Annotated in this window: 16 protein-coding genes; 14 read left to right on the top strand and 2 right to left on the bottom strand. The window is 31.8% G+C overall.

Annotated elements, in window-relative coordinates; genetic code table 11:
* Window positions 1-9 precede the first annotated feature (9 nt).
* The 10 genes from ACFSC2_RS20620 (at window position 10) to ACFSC2_RS20575 (ending at window position 10997) form a co-directional block, all read left to right on the top strand.
* On the top strand, window positions 10-1485 hold the full coding sequence (locus ACFSC2_RS20620) for a RagB/SusD family nutrient uptake outer membrane protein (RefSeq protein ID WP_379812898.1): 1476 nt from the start codon (window positions 10-12) through the stop codon (window positions 1483-1485).
* A 19-nt stretch (window positions 1486-1504) separates the two neighbouring features.
* A complete protein-coding gene (locus ACFSC2_RS20615; protein ID WP_379812896.1) occupies window positions 1505-2365 on the top strand; it encodes a substrate import-associated zinc metallohydrolase lipoprotein in 861 nt (286 codons plus the stop codon).
* Window positions 2366-2376: 11 nt separating this feature from the next.
* Window positions 2377-3726, top strand: coding sequence for a DUF4302 domain-containing protein (locus ACFSC2_RS20610; RefSeq protein WP_379812894.1), 1350 nt, complete (start codon window positions 2377-2379; stop codon window positions 3724-3726).
* A 319-nt stretch (window positions 3727-4045) separates the two neighbouring features.
* Window positions 4046-4267 (top strand): hypothetical protein, encoded by a 222-nt coding sequence (locus tag ACFSC2_RS20605; RefSeq protein WP_379812892.1) that lies wholly within the window; start codon window positions 4046-4048, stop codon window positions 4265-4267.
* Between the two features lie 207 nt (window positions 4268-4474).
* The gene (fabG, locus tag ACFSC2_RS20600; protein ID WP_379812890.1) at window positions 4475-5221 is read left to right on the top strand and encodes a 3-oxoacyl-[acyl-carrier-protein] reductase; all 747 of its coding nucleotides are present in this window, start codon (window positions 4475-4477) and stop codon (window positions 5219-5221) included.
* A gap of 77 nt (window positions 5222-5298) precedes the next feature.
* Entirely contained in the window at window positions 5299-7326 is a 2028-nt protein-coding gene (locus ACFSC2_RS20595) for a hypothetical protein (RefSeq protein ID WP_379812888.1), read from the top strand.
* A gap of 163 nt (window positions 7327-7489) precedes the next feature.
* Window positions 7490-8227, top strand: coding sequence for a DUF4846 domain-containing protein (locus tag ACFSC2_RS20590; protein WP_379812886.1), 738 nt, complete (start codon window positions 7490-7492; stop codon window positions 8225-8227).
* The gene (locus ACFSC2_RS20585; RefSeq protein WP_379812885.1) at window positions 8228-8974 is read left to right on the top strand and encodes a M15 family metallopeptidase; all 747 of its coding nucleotides are present in this window, start codon (window positions 8228-8230) and stop codon (window positions 8972-8974) included.
* Window positions 8975-9045: 71 nt separating this feature from the next.
* The gene (locus ACFSC2_RS20580; protein ID WP_379812884.1) at window positions 9046-9942 is read left to right on the top strand and encodes a LysR family transcriptional regulator; all 897 of its coding nucleotides are present in this window, start codon (window positions 9046-9048) and stop codon (window positions 9940-9942) included.
* A 77-nt stretch (window positions 9943-10019) separates the two neighbouring features.
* Window positions 10020-10997, top strand: coding sequence for a YeiH family protein (locus ACFSC2_RS20575; protein WP_379812883.1), 978 nt, complete (start codon window positions 10020-10022; stop codon window positions 10995-10997).
* A gap of 1 nt (window position 10998) precedes the next feature.
* Here ACFSC2_RS20575 and ACFSC2_RS20570 read toward each other — a convergent pair whose 3' ends face one another.
* Entirely contained in the window at window positions 10999-11952 is a 954-nt protein-coding gene (locus ACFSC2_RS20570; RefSeq protein WP_379812882.1) for a hypothetical protein, read from the bottom strand.
* A 178-nt stretch (window positions 11953-12130) separates the two neighbouring features.
* On the opposite strand from ACFSC2_RS20570, the gene ACFSC2_RS20565 reads away from it, so the two are divergent.
* Window positions 12131-13129, top strand: coding sequence for a zinc dependent phospholipase C family protein (locus ACFSC2_RS20565; protein ID WP_379812881.1), 999 nt, complete (start codon window positions 12131-12133; stop codon window positions 13127-13129).
* Window positions 13130-13222: 93 nt separating this feature from the next.
* Here the strand turns inward: ACFSC2_RS20565 and ACFSC2_RS20560 are convergent, their stop codons facing one another.
* On the bottom strand, window positions 13223-15358 hold the full coding sequence (locus ACFSC2_RS20560) for an LTA synthase family protein (RefSeq protein WP_379812880.1): 2136 nt from the start codon (window positions 15356-15358) through the stop codon (window positions 13223-13225).
* A 200-nt stretch (window positions 15359-15558) separates the two neighbouring features.
* Between ACFSC2_RS20560 and ACFSC2_RS20555 the strand changes: the two genes are divergently transcribed.
* The 3 genes from ACFSC2_RS20555 to hisG all read left to right on the top strand — a co-directional run bounded on the left by ACFSC2_RS20555 (window position 15559) and on the right by hisG (window position 18791).
* Window positions 15559-16221 (top strand): response regulator transcription factor, encoded by a 663-nt coding sequence (locus ACFSC2_RS20555; RefSeq protein ID WP_379812879.1) that lies wholly within the window; start codon window positions 15559-15561, stop codon window positions 16219-16221.
* Between the two features lies 1 nt (window position 16222).
* A complete protein-coding gene (locus ACFSC2_RS20550) occupies window positions 16223-17623 on the top strand; it encodes a sensor histidine kinase (RefSeq protein ID WP_379812878.1) in 1401 nt (466 codons plus the stop codon).
* Window positions 17624-17933: 310 nt separating this feature from the next.
* Complete coding sequence (gene hisG, locus ACFSC2_RS20545; RefSeq protein WP_379812877.1) at window positions 17934-18791, top strand: ATP phosphoribosyltransferase; 858 nt, start codon at window positions 17934-17936, stop codon at window positions 18789-18791.
* Window positions 18792-18883 lie beyond the last annotated feature (92 nt).

Genomic DNA, 18883 nt, shown 5'->3' with positions numbered 1-18883 from the left:
TTTAAAAATATGAAAAAACTTAAAATAGCTTTATCCCTTTTAATACTTATTAGTATTGTAAGCTGCGATGATTTTCTTTCTGAAAAGCCAGATAATAGAACCGAAATAGATACACCAGAAAAAATCTCTGAATTATTAGTAAGTGCTTATCCACAGATGAGTTACTTTGATATTGCTGAGACCATGTCTGATAACGTATTTGACAGCCAGCTGCCAGAAACAATTTTAAAAAATGAGCAGAGTTACAATTGGGAAATTCAAACAGAAAATTCTCAAATTGATACACAAGCTTATTATTGGGATGCTTGCTACAAAGCAATTGCTCATGCCAACAAAGCTTTAGAGGCTATAGAAGAATTAGGAAGTCCAGCGACTTTAAATCCTCAAAAAGGAGAGGCGCTTTTAGCAAGAGCATATTCACATTTTATGCTGGTTTCTTTTTGGTCACAACGTTACAACCCAGCAACTGCAACAACAGATCTTGGAATTCCGTATGTAACAAAACCAGAAAAGGAATTAGTTGCAAAGTACAAGCGTAATACAGTAGCAGAAGTATTTCAATTTATAGAAAAAGATCTTGTAGAAGGTTTGAAATATGTAACAAATGATTACAAGGAGCCAAAATTTCATTTTAATAAAAATGCAGCTAAAGCTTTTGCCAGCCGTTTTTACTTGATTAAAGGAGATTGGGACAAAGTAATTGAAATGTCAGATGATTTTGCAGCAAGACCAGTAGGAAAACTAAGAGATTATGCTGCTTACAAGCTTTTAGCGCTTGATAACCAAAGAATTGCTTATGCTGGTGTAGGTGAAGAAACCAATTTATTAATCGTTTCTCCAAATTCAATCGTTCGCAGATCGTCATATCAAAATAGATTTTACCTTTCTGCAGCAAGATATCCTGAAATTTTCGGATCTGCTACGAGTCTTTTTAACAAAACATGGCTGTATAGCTTTTATTCTTCGAACAATAGTATAACTGTATATGTACCAAAGTTTTATGAGTATTTTAAATATACTAACGTTACAGCAGGAATTGGAGAGCCTTATACAGCAGAAGTTTTATTGAGTAATGATGAGTTTTTCTTAAACAGAATCGAGGCTCACGTAATGAAAGGACAAATTGCTTTGGCTAACGACGAATTAGAGTATTTCTTATCTACAAGAACGACAGGTTATGTTGCGACAGACAAAGTTACTGAAGCTAAAGTTGTAGCAAAATATCCAGTAATAGCAGACGAATACACACCTTTTTATGCTATGACACCAGTACAAACATCTTATGTAAAAGCTATTGCAGAAACAAGACGAAGAGATTTTGTACACGAAGGGATGAGATGGTTTGATGTGAAACGTTTTAATATCGTAGTTACACATGAGACGTACAATAAACCAGTTAATATTTTAGTGAAAGATGATAAACGCCGCGCTTTGCAGATTCCGCTTCATGCATCAGCGACTGGTGTTGAGTTAAATCCTAGATAATCTTTAAAAATCAATTCTTATGAAACTTTTAAAATACAATAAAATAGCTGTTCTGGCATTGGTTTCTGTACTTTCATTTTCATGTGCTCACGAAGATCAGCCTACTGAAAGTCAGTTAGATTTTAATCAACCTGCAAAAACGGCATTAGATAATTGGATTGATACTAATTATTTAAATCCATATAATATTAACGTACAGTACAAATGGAATCAAAACACGGTTGACAACAGTCGATTTTTGTTTCCGCCTACATTAGAAAAGGTACAGCCGGCATTAGAAATTGTACAAACAATTTGGTTAAAAAGTTATGCCACAATTGGTGGATCAGATTTTGTAAAAAAAATTGCTCCAAGAGAAATTGTCTTAGTTGGTGGGGTAAACTTAAACAGTGTTGGAACAAGAACACTTGGTTTGGCCGAAGGTGGCCAGCGAGTAACATTGTTTGAAACAGATTATATCAACAAAAGTAATCGTGCCAATGTGACGGAGTTTATTCATACTATTCAACATGAATATATTCACATTTTGAATCAGAATAAACCGTTTGACGAAAAAGCATGGTCTGCAATTACTCCTGTAGGTTATACAGCAGATTGGTACAATTATACAATTCCAGTTTCTAATGAGATTGGTTTTATTACCAGTTATGCAAGATCAAACATCAATGAAGATTTTGCAGAAACAGCAGCAATGATTTTGATTTATTCTAAGGCAGAATATGCTACTTTTTTAGCCAACATTAAAAGTGCAACTGCTTTGGCAGCTTTAAAAGCAAAAGAGGCATTGGTTGTGAAATATTTTAAAGAGGCTTATAATATGGATTTTTATGCTCTTCGTGATGAAGCGGAAAAAAATACAACTGCAGTAGTAAACAATTAAAAAACAGTGTTATGAAAGTAAAAAATATAATTAAATACTTATTTGCAGCTTTTTTAATGTTGCAAATAACTGCTTGTAATAATGATAGTACAGAGGCAGATCCTTTATTTGATAAATCTCCGACCGAACGTTTAAATGCAAGAAAATCTGAATTGAATGATGCTCTTTTATCTTCTGAGTTTGGGTGGAAAGCGGTTTATTTTACAGACAATACTGTTCTAGGAGGTTATACACACTTATTTAAATTCAGTGCTGATGGAAAAGTAGAGATGGCATCCGATTTTGATAGTGATTCTAAGGTTTACAAAAGTGAATATGATATTCAGCTTGGAAGTACTGTAAGCTTAGTTTTTACAACAGCTAACAGAATACATTTATTATCAGAATCAGATAATTATCCAATTCCTGCTTTAAGAGCGAAAGGATATTTAGGCGATTTTCAGTTTTTGTATTATGGACAGGAAGACGGACAAATCATTTTTAAAGCCAATAGGAATGGTATGGAAATTCGTTTTGTAAAAGCAACTCCACAAGATTGGATCGATTTGACTAAAAACCTGCTAATGGAGCAAAATGTAATTGGAGCAGCATCAAGACCATTGTTCAGATTATTGGAAACTAATGATGGTACAACAAAACACCAATTTGATTTCTCATTTTCAGCTGTTACTCGTTTTGCAGAAGCAAATTCTTTAGAAACAGGCTTCTCGTTTAGTTATGAATTAGGAATTGGCTATTCGCCAACAGGAATCGTAGTTAGTCCAGCTGTAGAAGTTGGAGGACAAAAATTAAGTGTATTTACATACAATGATGCTGACGGAAGTTTTACAGCTACTGGAACAGGTGGTGTAAGTGCAACTATAAGATATTCAACCAAGCCTCTAGTAATAACTGATGATTATAAAAACTTGCTGCCAGGAAAACCACAGCTAGTTTTAGGTTATATAGCTGCAAATCTTTATACTGCGCCAACAACTTCTACTTTATGTAAGGCTTTATTGGATAAAGCAAATGCAACCTTGCCAGCAAATCAAAAAATAAGCAGAATTCAGATTTATTTCAATTCCGCTTTTGGAAATTATATCGAGTACCGTTTTAATGGAGGAAGACCAAGTGTTTATCACAATTTTACGACTAGTGAAAACGCAACGAATAAAACACTTGTATTTACTCATGATTCTTGGGATAATGGTTCGGCTTATATACCAGCTCCAGCATTTTTGAAAGAACTTGATGATGAGTTTTTTAACCCTAATGGTATGTATATTAAGAAAGAAAACTTCACAATTACATTTAGTAATCCAGTTTGGACTATTACAAGTTTTAGTACTAATTTCAGGATAACTACTTATCAATTGTAAAGATTTGTTTTAATTTCAAAAGAAAACAGCTCGTTAAGCGGGCTGTTTTCAAAACTAAAATAATTATGGCAAACAAAATTACTTTTAAAAAATTTTAGTTTTATTTTTTTATTTTGGAGAAGGCGGTTCAATTATGAATCGCTTTTCTTGTTATTATAAAATAAGAAAGTGTGCTTTTTTAAATAAAAACCTACATAATTTAAATTTATTTAAATATATTTATCCTGGAAAAAGTTAATCATAATAGTTTTTCTAGGTCTGAAACTCATCAGACATAAAACGTATGAGTATATGAAAAATTTTTAAAAACCTATTTACTATGCTAAAGAAAATTTTAAATTTTGAAAAAATTGAATTACTTACTACTCAACAATTAAAAAGTATTGCTGGTGGGAATATTCAACCGAGGTGCGTCGTTTTTGCTCCTCCACTCAGTTCACCTTCTTCATATCCTTTTTATCCATGTGCTCATAATCCAGCAATTGTACCCACGTTGTGTCCAGATCCTAACGATGAGTTTGCACCGCCAATAATTTGTTAAATTACCCTTTTATTTATAATTTTTTAAACAGCTATCGAATTTTTGATAGCTGTTTTAAGTTTATATTGTATGCTTAACTTTTAAAGTTTTATATTAACATAATAATAGAATATTCAATATTTCAAAACCTTTTTTTCTGTTGTAAATTTTATAGAATGACCAAATACTCTATATTTGTATTTCAAAAATAAAAACGAATACCTTAATATGAAATTACTAGAAGGAAAAGTAGCAATTATTACCGGCGCTAGTCGCGGAATCGGAAAAGGAATTGCTGAAGTTTTTGCTAAACACGGAGCAAACGTTGCGTTTACATATAGTTCATCTGCAGCATCTGCAGAAGCACTTGAAACAGAATTGAATGCTTTGGGTATAAAAGCAAAAGGTTACCAATCTAATGCAGCTGACTTTGACCAAGCACAAACTTTTGTAGATGCAGTTTTAGCTGATTTTGGAACTGTTGATATCTTAATCAATAATGCCGGAATTACAAAAGATAATTTGTTAATGCGTATGTCAGAAGCAGATTTCGATGAAGTAATTGCTGTTAACTTGAAATCAGTTTTTAATATGACAAAAGCGATTCAGAAAACATTCTTAAAACAAAGAGCTGGTTCAATCATTAACATTAGTTCTGTGGTTGGAGTTTCTGGAAATGCAGGTCAAACGAACTATGCAGCTTCAAAAGCTGGTGCAATCGGATTTACAAAATCAGTAGCCTTAGAATTAGGTTCTCGTAATATTCGCTGCAATGCAATCGCTCCAGGTTTTATTGAAACCGAAATGACTGCAAAACTATCTGAAGATGTAGTAAAAGGATGGAGAGAAGGTATTCCGTTAAAACGCGGCGGAAGTACAGAAGATGTAGCAAACGCTTGTCTTTTCCTAGCTTCAGACTTAAGCGGTTACATTACAGGACAAGTTCTTAATGTTTGCGGAGGAATGCTTACCTAAGATACTAAGGTTCTAAGTTGCAAAGATTCAAAGGTTTTGCTTTTGAATTAATTTCTTCCAATCATTAAATTACAAATATGACTACAAACACGATTCTTTTATTATTGCTTTCTTTAGTAATTGCTGGTGGTTTGTCGTATTTTCAATATTTTTTTAAAGCCAAAAGTAAATCCAATGTGATGATACTTTTGGCTTTTTTACGTTTTCTGGCCATTTTCGGATTGTTGGTTTTATTGATAAATCCGATAATTACAAAGAATTCGCTCGAAATTACCAAAACCCCATTAGCGGTTGTGGTAGATAATTCTAGTTCTATTACCGCTTTAAATTCAGATAAAAAAGTTGTAGAATTATATCAAAAAATAGTTTCAAATCCAGCTTTAAAAGAGAAATTTGAAATTCAGTCTTATCAATTTGATGCCGATTTTAAACCTTCTGAACAATTTGATTTCAAGGGAAATCAAACCAATTTAGACGAAGCGGCAAAAAATCTAAAAAGCATCAACAAAAACCTGACTTTCCCAACTGTAATTATTACAGACGGAAACCAGACTACAGGAAACGATTATGTATATCGTTTTGATCCTGTCAATAAAGTTTATCCTTTGGTTGTGGGAGATACAACCACCTTTTTTGATTTAAAAATCAATCAGCTAAACGTAAATAAATACGCTTTTCATAAAAATAAATTTCCTGTAGAAGTTTTTCTGCAATATGCCGGAGATAAAACCACCAATGCAGAATTTACTATTTCACAAGGAAATACTATCGTAGCCAAAGAAAAACTTTCTTTTTCGCCTTCCAAAAAAACAGCTTCTTTAAATATGTTATTACCTGCAGACAAAGTAGGTTTACAGATTTATAAAGCCAGTATTCAATCTGCGGCAAAAGAAAAAAACAGCTATAATAATATCAAGAATTTTGCTGTCGAAATAATCGATCAAAAATCTACAATTGCAATTGTTTCTTCTATAAATCACCCAGATATTGCGTCGTTAAAACGTTCAATCGAAGTTAATGCACAACGTAAAGTAATTTTGGTTAAGCCAAATCAAATTAACGAGTTACAAGATGTTTCGGTTTTGGTTTTATATCAGCCGACAACTGCTTTTAATGCAATTTTCGACAATAATAAATTAGCAGGCACCAACACCTTTATTATAACAGGAAACAACACCGATTTCAATTTTTTAAATCAGCAGCAAAATAATCTGGTTTTTAAAATGAGCGGACAAAGAGAAGATTTTCTAACAGAATTCCATTCTGATTTTAATCTTTTTGCAATTGATAATATCGGTTTCGAAAATTTCCCGCCAGTTCAGAATCCATTTGGGACTATTTCTACTAACGGAAATGTTTCCGTTTTACTTTCATCAAAAATCAGAAACGTTTCTACCAATTCGCCTTTATTGGCTTTCACTGAAAATCAAGGAAAAAGAACTGCCTTTCTGTTAGGAGAAAACAGCTGGAAATGGCGTTTGCAAAGTCATGTCGACAATCAGTCATTTGAGAAATACGATGTTTTTATTGATAAAATAATTCAATATTTAGCTTCTGCAGCAACGAAAAAATCATTGGTAGTAACACACGAGAATTTTTATAATTCTGGAGAAGAAATAATTATCAATGCACAGTATTTTAATAAAAATTATGAGTTTGACGAAAAAGCGAGACTTACAATTAATGTTGTAAATGCAGCAACAAAACAAACTAAAAATTATGATTTGCTAAAAGGAAGTAACTCTTTCTCTGCCAATTTAGAAGGACTTCCGGCAGGTAAATATAATTTTGTAGTTAAAGAATTAAATTCAAACACCTCTTACGCAAGTCATTTTGAAATTTTAGATTTTGATATCGAAAAGCAATTTGTAAATCCTGATGTTTTGAAACTGCAGCAATTAGCACAGCAGACAAACGGAAAAGCATTTTTTGAAAATCAGGCAGATCAATTAATCAATACACTTTTAGAAAGCAAAGAATACAAATCCATAGAAAAAAATATTTCAAGCAAAACTCCAATTATTGATTGGGTTTGGTTGTTAATTTTGATTGCTGTTTTATTGGCAACGGAATGGTTTGTTAGAAAATATAACGGATTGTTGTGATGAAATAATAATCGAATTCCTTCTGGCATTTTGTAATCTCATGGTTATAAATTAAAAGTCTAAAATTATGAAAGCTAAATTCTTTTTTATTGTATCAATTTTGATGATAATTTTTTGTTTTTTTTCATTTTCAAAGACAAATAATACCAACAAAAACAATCTTTTGGGGAACACGATTGAGCAACGTTTTCAACTGCCTCAGGGTTTTGTAAGAGAAGGAGAACCTAAAACGTCATTTGATTTTTTTTTGCGTAATCTTCCATTAAAACCTTCGGGTTCAAATGTTTTATATTTTGATGGAACTGTAAAACCAAATCGAAACGTTTATGAAGCGGTTGTAGATTTACCCATTGGAAAACGCGATCTGCATCAATGTGCTGATGCCGTGATGCGTTTACGAGCCGATTATTTTTACAGCCAAAAACAGTACGATAAGATACATTTTAATTTTACAAATGGTTTTCGAGCTGATTTTAGTAAATGGGCTGAAGGTTACAGAATTGCAATTAAAGGCAACAAAACTAGTTGGGTTAAAACTGCAAAACCATCTGAGAGTTATGAAACTTATTGGAAATACTTAGAGACAGTTTTTATGTATGCAGGAACGGCTTCGTTAGAAAAAGAACTGAAATCAATTAATGTTTCAGACATAAAAATAGGGGATGTTTTTATAAAAGGAGGCTTTCCAGGTCACGCTGTTATTGTAGTTGATATTGCTGTGAATCCAAAAAATAATCAAAAAATCATGCTTTTGGCGCAAAGTTATATGCCGGCACAGGAAATTCAAATATTGAAAAATCCAAATAATAGTTCGTTGAGTCCTTGGTACGCTGTTGATTTTGGAACTTCTCTGAAAACTCCCGAATGGACTTTCAGTTCTTCACAATTAAAACGTTTTTAAATGAAACGATTCTTTTTTTTAGTCCTTATATTTCAAAATGCTTTTGCTCAAGAAATCCCATTGAATGTTCAAAAATTAATTAAAGCATATCCAGATCAAATTTTTGGTTATAAAGACAATAAAATTATTTTTAATGATAAATCAAGTTTAATTTATGATGATTTTAAAAATAAAACGAATCAAGAATTATTAGATAATCCTGATATTGAGGATCAATTTAAGTTTGTTTATAATAAAGCAGAGAAAAATTTAATTCCAAAGGAAGATGCAGGAAGAATTCGAAATGAAGCTTTTTTTAAGAAAATTTACGGAAAATCAAAATCAGAAGTTGAGTCAAAAATGACTGAAATTGTTTGGTGTCCGAAATTAGTCAATCAGAAAATAAAAGTAACAACTGTAAATGGAATTGATAAAATAGTAAAAAAACTCTCTGCAGAATTAGATAGTAATCCAGAATTTAAAAAATACATTACTGCTATTGGAGGTACATTTAGTTGGAGAAAAATTTCAGGAACAAACCGATTGAGCATGCATAGTTATGGAATGACAATAGATATTAATGTCAAGAATTCTAATTATTGGCAATGGGATTGTAAATGTAAAAATGAAGAAGTTACTCTTTCGTATAGAAATCAAATCCCGCTCAAGCTAGTTTCAATTTTTGAAAAATATGGCTTTATTTGGGGAGGAAATTGGAAACATTACGACACAATGCATTTTGAGTATCGACCTGAACTTTTGTTATAAATTTTAAAATTATTTTATTGCAAAAAAAATACTACTGAGGAAAGTGGATTACGAATTAAAAATTTATGATTATGGATTTCAGGCTTAAAGTATTTTACACCGTTGCGCTACGCCTTAATTTTACGAAAGCGGCTACAGAATTATACATCTCACAGCCAGCTGTTTCCAAACATATTCAAGAACTCGAAGAAACCTACAAAACCAAGCTTTTTGAAAGAAATGGTTCTAAAATTGCCTTAACACCAGCAGGAAAACTACTTCTGAAATACACTAAAAATATATTCGAAATATATCGCCAAATAGATTTTGAAATGAGTTCTTTTAGCAAAGAACGCCAAGGATTATTGCGATTGGGATCAAGCACAACCATTTCGCAATATATTATTTCTCCTATTTTGGCTCGTTTTCATCAAAAACAAAAAGATATAAAAGTCAATTTGCTGAATGGAAATACAGAACAAATTGAAAGTGCCTTAATCAATAAAGAAATTGAAATCGGAATTGTAGAAGGACAATCTAAAAATCAGTCTATAAAATACATTCCGTTTTTGAAAGACGAATTGGTTTTAGTCTGTAGAAGTGAAAATCCATTGGCAAAGCAAAATGAAATTTCAGTAAATGATTTAAAATCAATGAAATTCATAACGCGCGAACGTGGCTCTGGCACACTTGAAGTTATCGAATTTGCGCTTAAAAAAGCAGGATTAAAATTCGCTGATCTTCAAATCGAAATGCAGTTAGGAAGTACAGAAAGCATAAAATCATATCTTTTAAATTCTGATTGTTTTGCTTTTATGTCTATTCATGCTGTAAGTAAGGAATTGTTGAATAAAGAGTTGATTGTTTTGGATGTTGAAAAATTAGATATCGAAAGATATTTTTATATCATAACACTTTTAGGAAAATCCGATCCTTTATCGGAATTATTTATTCAGAATATTTCAGACAATTATAACCTTAAGTTATAGTCAATTGTTATTAACGATTGGCATAATTTGAAGAAAGAACAGAACTTTGCAGGGTAAATATTTAAATACCCTTTGTTTTGAAAACCAATCAGCATACCGCTTCACAATTATTCGAAATTAATCATTATTTGCAGCAGGCTATTTTTGTTGCTGTAGTTGCATTGTGTTTACTTTCGGTAATTTCGCCTCCGATTGCATTATTAATTGGAGTTGTTTTGGTCAATGTTTTTGGAAATCCATTTATAGCTTTTAATCATAAAGCAATCACCTTTTTACTTCAATTTTCTGTAGTTGGTTTAGGATTCGGAATGAATGCTTCAAGCGCATTAGCTGCGGGAAAAGAAGGTTTTGTGTTAACCGTTTTTTCAATTTTCAGCACTTTAGTTTTCGGTTTCTTATTGGGCAAATGGCTTAAAACCGATAAAAAAACATCGCATTTAATTTCTTGCGGAACAGCGATCTGCGGCGGAAGTGCCATTGCAGCGATTTCACCTGTAATAAAATCAAACGAAAATCAGACTTCAATTGCTTTAGGTGTAATTTTTATTTTAAATTCTATTGCCTTATTTGCTTTTCCGTATATCGGTCATCAATTCGATCTCTCTCAAAAAGATTTTGGTTTGTGGTGCGCCATTGCCATTCATGATACAAGTTCTGTCGTTGGCGCTGCTAATAAATATGGTGCCGAAGCTTTGCAGGTTGCGACAACTGTAAAATTAGCCAGAGCACTATGGATTATTCCGATCTCTCTTTTGACACTATTATTCTTTAATAAGCAATCCCGAAGCGCTGGAACAAAAATCAAAATTCCTTATTTCATCGGGTTATTTGTTTTAGCAATGCTTTTAAATTCTTATGTGCCAAGTATTTCAGTTTTAGCGCCTCATATTGTTAGTATTTCTAAAAGCGGATTGACTATTACTTTGTTTTTAATTGGTGCCACATTAAACTTCGATACTTTAAAAAAAGTAGGTGTAAAGCCACTATTACAAGGTGTTTTTCTTTGGATATTTATTTCAACATTAAGTTTAGCGACAATACTTTATCTAGGCTGATTTATTTTATTTTCGAAAACTTCACAACGGGTTTGCCAACAAGAGTGTATTTTTTGCCTTTAAAAGAAAAACGCTTTTCGATCACAAAATCAAATTCTTTTTTGGTTTTTGCCATTGCTGCAATTTCTTCGGGAACGCCGACTTCATAATCATCTTCCGTGTTTTTTGCCTGTCTGTAAGTGCCTGTGGTTGTGATTATAAAATCGCGGAAAAACTTTTTACCATTATCGGTAACAACGGTATAAGAACTTGACCAATCGGAATTAGGACTATTCGAAAGTGAATAACCATCTACTTGCATTATAGGCTGATATCTGCCTTCAAATCCAGCAATAAGATACAATATTCCATAGTAAGGAGCACCTGGCCCGCCATTAGAATGTCTTATGGTAAATGCATATTGATCTTCGCCAATCTGTACCAATTCTGGTTTAGGAGATTGAGAAAAAGAACCAAATGCAGTAATCGCAGGTTGAAAAGACTTCATTTCCCAAATAGTTCCATTTTTAGCGAATTTAGCCAAACCTACCAATCCACCCGTAAAACGGCTGACTTGCAAGCCATCTTCGTCGCCAGCTGAATGATTGAAAAACAATAACTTAAATTGATTTCCTTTTGAATCTGAATAATCAATGTTTTTAAGTATTCTTGTCGCCACGCCTTCTGAGTAAGGAAATGATTGATCGCCATCCATCTCATTAGCATCAGGATAGTCTTGCGGTTTGCAGGTTTTACAAATCCAGTTTATAAACGTATTTTTATCAGGATAATGAAATATTTTACCAGGAAACAATTTTAGAGTAGTTTTTTCAGCATTAAAAGGATCTGGAACTTTTAATGTTCTTGAAGTATTTAATATCGTATCGCTGACTTTTTTGAGGAAAGTTTCTTGACTTTGTGAAAAAATAGAATTCGAAAATATCAGGACAAAAATAAAGGTGTATATAAAGCGCATCGGTGTATATTAAAGTAAAAGTTGTACAAAAATAGCGATTTGTTTTGAAGTACAATTTAGAAAAAACAGCAATGAAATTGCCTGAATGCATTAAAAGTGAAAATATGATAATATTCGCTGTTATATTTTTGAATTATGTATATAAATAAGGTAAATTTGCCCCCTCAAATAAAAACAAATGAAAAACTTTAGAATTAAACCAAGACTAATCACTTTATTAGTATTAGCAGTTGGTTTTTTAACCTTATCGTGGGGAATTGTTGGCCACGAACGTATTAACAAAGCAGCTGTAATGGCTTTACCAAAACAATTACAGATGTTTTTTTACAATCACATTGATTTTATTACACAAGAAGCATCGGTTCCAGATATCCGTAAGTATGCTTTAAATTATAAAGAAGAAGGTCCGAGACATTATTTTGACATGGAAAACTTCGGTGCAGCTGATACTTATCCACAGACATTAGAAGAAGCAAAACAAAAATACGAGGCTAAATTCTTAAGTGATAACGGAATTTTACCTTGGTATATTGAAGATATGATGGCAAAGCTGACTAAAGCTTTTAAGGACAAAAACAGAGCTGAAATCTTATTTCTTGCCGCAGATTTAGGCCATTACATTGGTGATGCGCACATGCCATTGCATACATCTGCAAATCATGATGGTCAATTGACTGATCAAAAAGGAATTCATTCACTTTGGGAAAGCAGATTGCCAGAATTATACGTTAAAAATTATAAATTAAATGTTCCTGAAGCACAGTATTATACAGATGTTCACAAAGCAATTTGGGACATGATTAATGATACGCACACCTTGGCACAGCCGTTATTGGATATTGATAAAAAGCTGAGAACTGCAACTCCACAGGATAAAGTATTTAAAATGGACGCAGAAGGAAAAGTATTGAAAACGAAATACAATACTGCTGTCTTTTCTGATGAGTATGCTAAAAAACTGCATGAACAATTAAACGGAATGGTAGAGGGCCAAATGAGAAAAGCTATTACTGCAACGGCAAGTTTTTGGTATACTGCATGGGTAAATGCTGGAAAACCAGATTTGAGTGATTTGGACGCGCCATCGGTTACACAAAGAAATTATCCATCTTTGCAGGAAGATTTAAAATTATTCCAAAAAGGAGATTTATTTGGAATGAAAAATCAAAATGACTAATTTTTGTTTGAAGTTTAAGGTTTCAAACTAGAAATACAGACTTTAAAAAAAGCCTCAAATTCATTGAATTTGAGGCTTTTTTATTTTTAACTTTTAACGAACTTTAGCATAAAGCTTGGCATTCTTTGACGTTAAATCTTTAAATTGATATTCTTTTTCTTTTAATAAATAAGAAGCCGATTGATAATAAGAAATGGTCTGATTGACCAAAGTTTTATTTTCTGATTTCATTGGAATTTCATCATAATGTATTTGAAATTCAGGTGCAATTCCAGCTTTTTCATTATGTCTTAAAGCAAACTGTTTGATTTGCTGTTTTGGTGAGATAATCGTTAAAACATTATCTTTTATTAAACCTAAATCCTGATAAGTTGCAATTAAAGCTCTAGGTTTATAATCAGGTTTTAATACATCTTGCCCGAAAAATTTACTTTCATAATCAAAATGAAGCAAGCCAAAAAGAGTCGGCATTAAATCAATTTGTGACATTAATTTATCGCATTTTTCAGGTTGATTCCCGGGTGTATAAATAAAAGCAGGAATTCTATATTTGTCTAAAGGCAATTCTGTTTTGCCAGCGCTGGACGCACAATGATCTGCTACGATTACAAATACTGTATTTTTATACCAAGGTTGTTTTTCAGCCTGTTTAAAAAATTGGCTTAAAGCATAATCCGTATATTTTACACCGCCATCGCGAGATTTAATATTTCCTGGAATATCAATTTTATTATTCGGATACGTAAAAGGCCTGTGGTTGCTTACAGTCATAATATGGTTAAAAAACGGTTTGTTTTCTTTCGCCTCCGCATTCATAACCTTTATCGCTTTATTGTACATATCTTCGTCACAAACACCCCAAACATTAGAAAAAGTAATTTCGTTTTCACTAAAGTTAGACTTATCAATAATCTGATAACCATTTCCAGTGAAGAAATCTTGCATGTTATCAAAAAAAGCGTCACCTCCGTACATAAATTTCACATTGTATCCCTTTTGAAGAAAAACAGATCCTGTCGAAAATTTATTTTTATTGTCTTCTCTTTTTACAACACTTTCGCCTGCGGTAGGAGGCAGACATAAAGTTACTGCTTCAAGACCGCGAACGGTACGGTTTCCTGCTGCATAGGTATTCGTAAAAATTAAACTCTTTTGAGCAAGACTATCTAGAAAAGGAGTAATATTTTGTTTGTTGCCGTACATTTTCATAAAGTCGGCACTTAAACTTTCTATCGTGATCAAAACCACATTTTTACGTGTTTCCAACGAATCATTGCTGATATTTTGCAAAGTATTTTTTCCAGATATTGAAGGCATTTGTTGTTTTAAAATAGCAAATGCTTTCTGATTCGGAATGGTTTTGTAGAATTTATAATAATCAAGTTTGTTGTTCTGAAAAGCTAAGTAAAATTTATACAATCCGTTTGATTGTAGTTCATTAACAAACATATTTCTAGAATTTTCTGTTTTAGACAAATTGGGAACTGCAAAAAGTGACATTGTAAATAAAGCGATATAAATGCCGCTGATCTTGATTTTTTCAGATATACTCGGAATTTCCTGAAGGTAATTTTTTGATCTTTTTACAATGAAAAAAGTAATGGCCGCAGTAATCAAAAATAATCCTGAAAACAACTGTATTACGGGATAAGACTGCATAATGTTTCCGATAACTTCATTGGTATAAATCAGATAATTAACAGCGATGAAGTTGTATTTTACGCCAAATTCATTCCAAAAGAAAAACTCACTTAATCCGTTTTGAAGTATTATTAAAACATATAAAAAGATCACAAAAGTAAAAAGCCAGAATCTGATTTTGTCACGATATTTTGGGATAAAGAGAAACAATCCAAACAAGAATGTTTTTAAACCCACAAAAATGGTCACAATTTTAGGTAAAGCGCCTCCATACTCATCAAAAATGCTTTTTCCTGATGCTGTATAAATCAAAAGAGAAACAAAAGCAGCCAAAATAATATACCCCCAAGGCTTGTTATATTTGGAATTGGAGATAAAAATGAGATACAGCCAAAGAAAAACAGAAGCTATAACAAATACAAAAAAGTCTGAAAAAAGACCTAGAGTGTAGATTTTCAACGATTCAATGAATGTAAATGTGCTTTGAGTTATGGGATGAAAGAATAATACTGTTCTAAGCACAAAACTTACTATAAAGTACAGTATAGCAAGATTATAAAGAGGTGAAAGTTTTTTGTAAAAGCTCATTCAGTTTGTTTTTTTACAAAATTAATTCTGAATCATTAATTGCAGATTAAGTTCGACTTTTACCTTGCTTAATGTTAACTTAAAGTTTGCTTAAGATGTTGATTTTCTTGGTTACATAGCTTTTTCGATGCACTTCAAAACTCTAAAAATAGCTACCTTTGATCTACAAAATAAACAGAAACCTTAATATTCTACGATAAATGCATATTTTAATAATTGAAGACGAGTTAGGCATTGTGCAGTTTTTAAAACAAGGTTTACAAGAAGAAGGCTATCAGGTTACAACCGCAAATGATGGTTCTAAAGGTTTTGAACTCCTTCAAAATCAGAAATTTGATTTGATTTTATTGGACTGGATGATTCCTAAAATAAACGGATTGGATTTATGCAAGGCAATCAGGATTAAAGATCAAACTACGCCAATTATATTTTTAACAGCAAAAGATACGGTTCAGGAAACTATAGAAGGTTTAAAAGCCGGTGCAAACGATTATATTAAAAAGCCTTTTAGTTTTGAAGAATTGGTTGAGCGCATAAAAGTACATTTTAGAAGTAAAAAGCAAACCGAAACTTTAACCTTAGGAACTATTACAATGGATTTGTCCAAACACATTGTTCTTAAAGGCGAAGAAGAAATAGCATTGACACAGCGAGAATTTGAATTATTGGCTTATTTAATTCAGAACAAAGAAAAAGTTTGTACACGTAATCAGATTCTGCGCGATGTCTGGGCAATTAATTTTGAATATGATACAGGTGTAATTGATGTTTTTATGAATGCCATTCGTAAAAAACTAAACTTGAAGATTGAAGAAGATTATATAAAAACGATTCGCGGCATCGGATATATCGCTCAAGATTAAAATGACATCACTTTCTTTTAAAAATAGAATTGCATTAAATTATATTATCACGACGGGATTGCTGATTCTGGTAGTGTTTTCTGCAATTTATTTTATTGTAAAATTGACAGTTTACAATCATATTGATGAAAATTTAAGGATTGAAATTAATGATCATTTAAGGGAAATTAAAATAGAAAATAAAGTCGTAATCCTTATGGATGCTGAAGAATGGGAGGAAAGAGAACATAATTCTGTAGATGTAAATCCTGTTTTTGTACAGTTTTTAGATTTGAACAAAAAGATAATCGAGAAATCGCCCAATCTTAAAAATGAAAAATTGATTTTTCATGAAAACAAAGAACATTTTCAGCTTTTTGACACCCAATTATTAGGAAACAAAATAAGGCAGATTCAGGTACCGCTTCACATTAAAGAAAAGAAAATTGGTTATTTGATTATTGCGATGTCACTTTCTGATTCTTCAAAAGTATTGGAGAATTTATTGGACACACTTTTGATTGCTTTTCCCATTATTCTTCTTCTTTTGTTTTTTATAGCTCGTTTTTTTGCTGGACGAAGTATTAAGCCTATTAATGATATTATCCATACTTCGAAAGCAATAACAAAAGATAATTTAAAAACCAGAATTCCGCTGCCAAAAATGCGCGATGAATTGTTTATACTTTCTAAGACCATTAACAATTTATTAAACCGAATTGAAGATGCAATTGAACGTGAAAAACAGTTCACTTCTGATGCTTCTCACGAGTTAAGAACGCCGCTTACCGTTATTAAAGGAACACTTGAAGTACTCATTCGTAAACCTAGAGACAGCAAAGAATACGAAGAAAAAATTAATTATTGTATTAATGAAGTAGATCATTTAAATTCACTTGTAGATCAACTGCTTTTAATGGCTCGTTTTGAGAACCAAAAACAGAATATTAATAAAGAAAATATTTATTTGAATGCTGTTGTTTTAGATGTTCTAACTTTAAATTCTGATAAAATTAAAGCAGGAAATCTAAATGTTGTTTTAGATGCAAAAGAAGAGTTTTCTATCTATTCGGATAATTATTTAGTTGTGACCATTCTTCGAAATATTATTTCAAACGCGATAAAATATTCGAATAATGAAGGAGAAATATTGATTTCATTATTTAAAGAAAAAAACAAAATAATCTGTACCATTTCTGATAAAGGAATCGGAATTGTAAAAGAAGATTTGGAATCGATTTTAAACCCATTTTTTAGATCAGATTCTTTAAATCATTCAGAAATTAAAGGAACAGGTTTGGGATTATTTATTGTAAAAAGAATGACAGATTTATTGCAAATCAAATTTAAGATTGAAAGCGAAATCGGAAAAGGAACCAAAGTTTTATTAGCTTTTGACGAATATGATAGTACTTTAAGCTGATTTGTAAATTATCAAGACAAAATGCTTAAGTAATGTTTTTTAACAATAAACTCTCGTTAAGTTAAAATAAAAATTGCTTTTTAAAGAAATTATCTAGTATATTTGCAACCGAATCAAAGAAGTAAAAAATAAAACAAATCATGATTTCAATTCAATTACATCATCATCATCTACATTATTGCTCTCAAGCGATGTGTTAATGATATGCGTGTAAATCATCATATTTTAAAACCCGTTTGAGTACATCAAACGGGTTTTTTAATTCACAACTCTTTGTACTCAAACTATTAATTCAACAAACAACTAAAAAATGAGTACTTTAAAAATTGCAATTCAAAAATCAGGTCGTTTAAACGAAGACAGCATTCAAATCCTAAAAGACTGCGGTATTTCTATCAACAACGGAATCGACCAGTTAAAAGCCGAAGCTTCTAATTTTCCTCTTGAAGTTTTATACCTTAGAAATTCCGATATTCCACAATATTTAATTGATGGAGTTGTAGATTTAGCCATTGTAGGCGATAATTTATTAGTAGAAAAAGGAAAAGGAATCGAAGTCGTTCAGAAATTAGGATTCTCAAAATGCAAAGTTTCTGTAGCCGTTCCAAAAACTTTCGAGTACAATTCGGTTCAGGATTTAGCAGGTCTGCGTATTGCGACTTCTTATCCAAATACAGTAAACGATTTCTTCGGACAATTTGGGATAACAGTAGATATTCACCAAATTTCGGGTTCTGTAGAAATTGCACCAAATATTGGTCTTGCAGATGCTATTGTAGATATTGTTTCAAGCGGCAGTACTTTATTCAAAAACAACTTAAAAGAAGTTGAAGTAATTCTGAAAAGTGAAGCCGTTTTAGCAGTTTCACCAAAAGTTTCTCCAGAAATTCAAAAACACATTGACACTTTAAAATTTAGAATTCAAGCAGTTTTAAGAGCTAGAAATTCAAAATATATTCTAATGAACGTTCCAAATGACAAAATTGAAGCTGTTGGTAAAATCCTTCCAGTTTTAAGAAGCTTAACGGTTTTGCCATTAGCGCAAGAAGGCTGGAGCAGTGTGCACTCCGTTATTGATAAAGACACTTTTTGGGACGTTATTGATCAATTAAAAGAAGTTGGAGCAGAAGGAATTTTAGTTTGTCCAATTGAGAAAATGGTACTATAAAACAGAAATTCCAATTAAAAAACTCCAAATTCCAAACCTCCAGCTTTGCGAACTTAGCGTTTTATAGTCAAAGTGAATAAATAAAACCTTGC

This window comes from Flavobacterium artemisiae (assembly GCF_042678225.1).
GTDB classification, from domain to species: Bacteria; Bacteroidota; Bacteroidia; order Flavobacteriales; family Flavobacteriaceae; genus Flavobacterium; species Flavobacterium artemisiae.
Note: the sequence above shows the minus strand (reverse complement) of the source record. Positions and strands in the feature narration are given on the sequence as shown.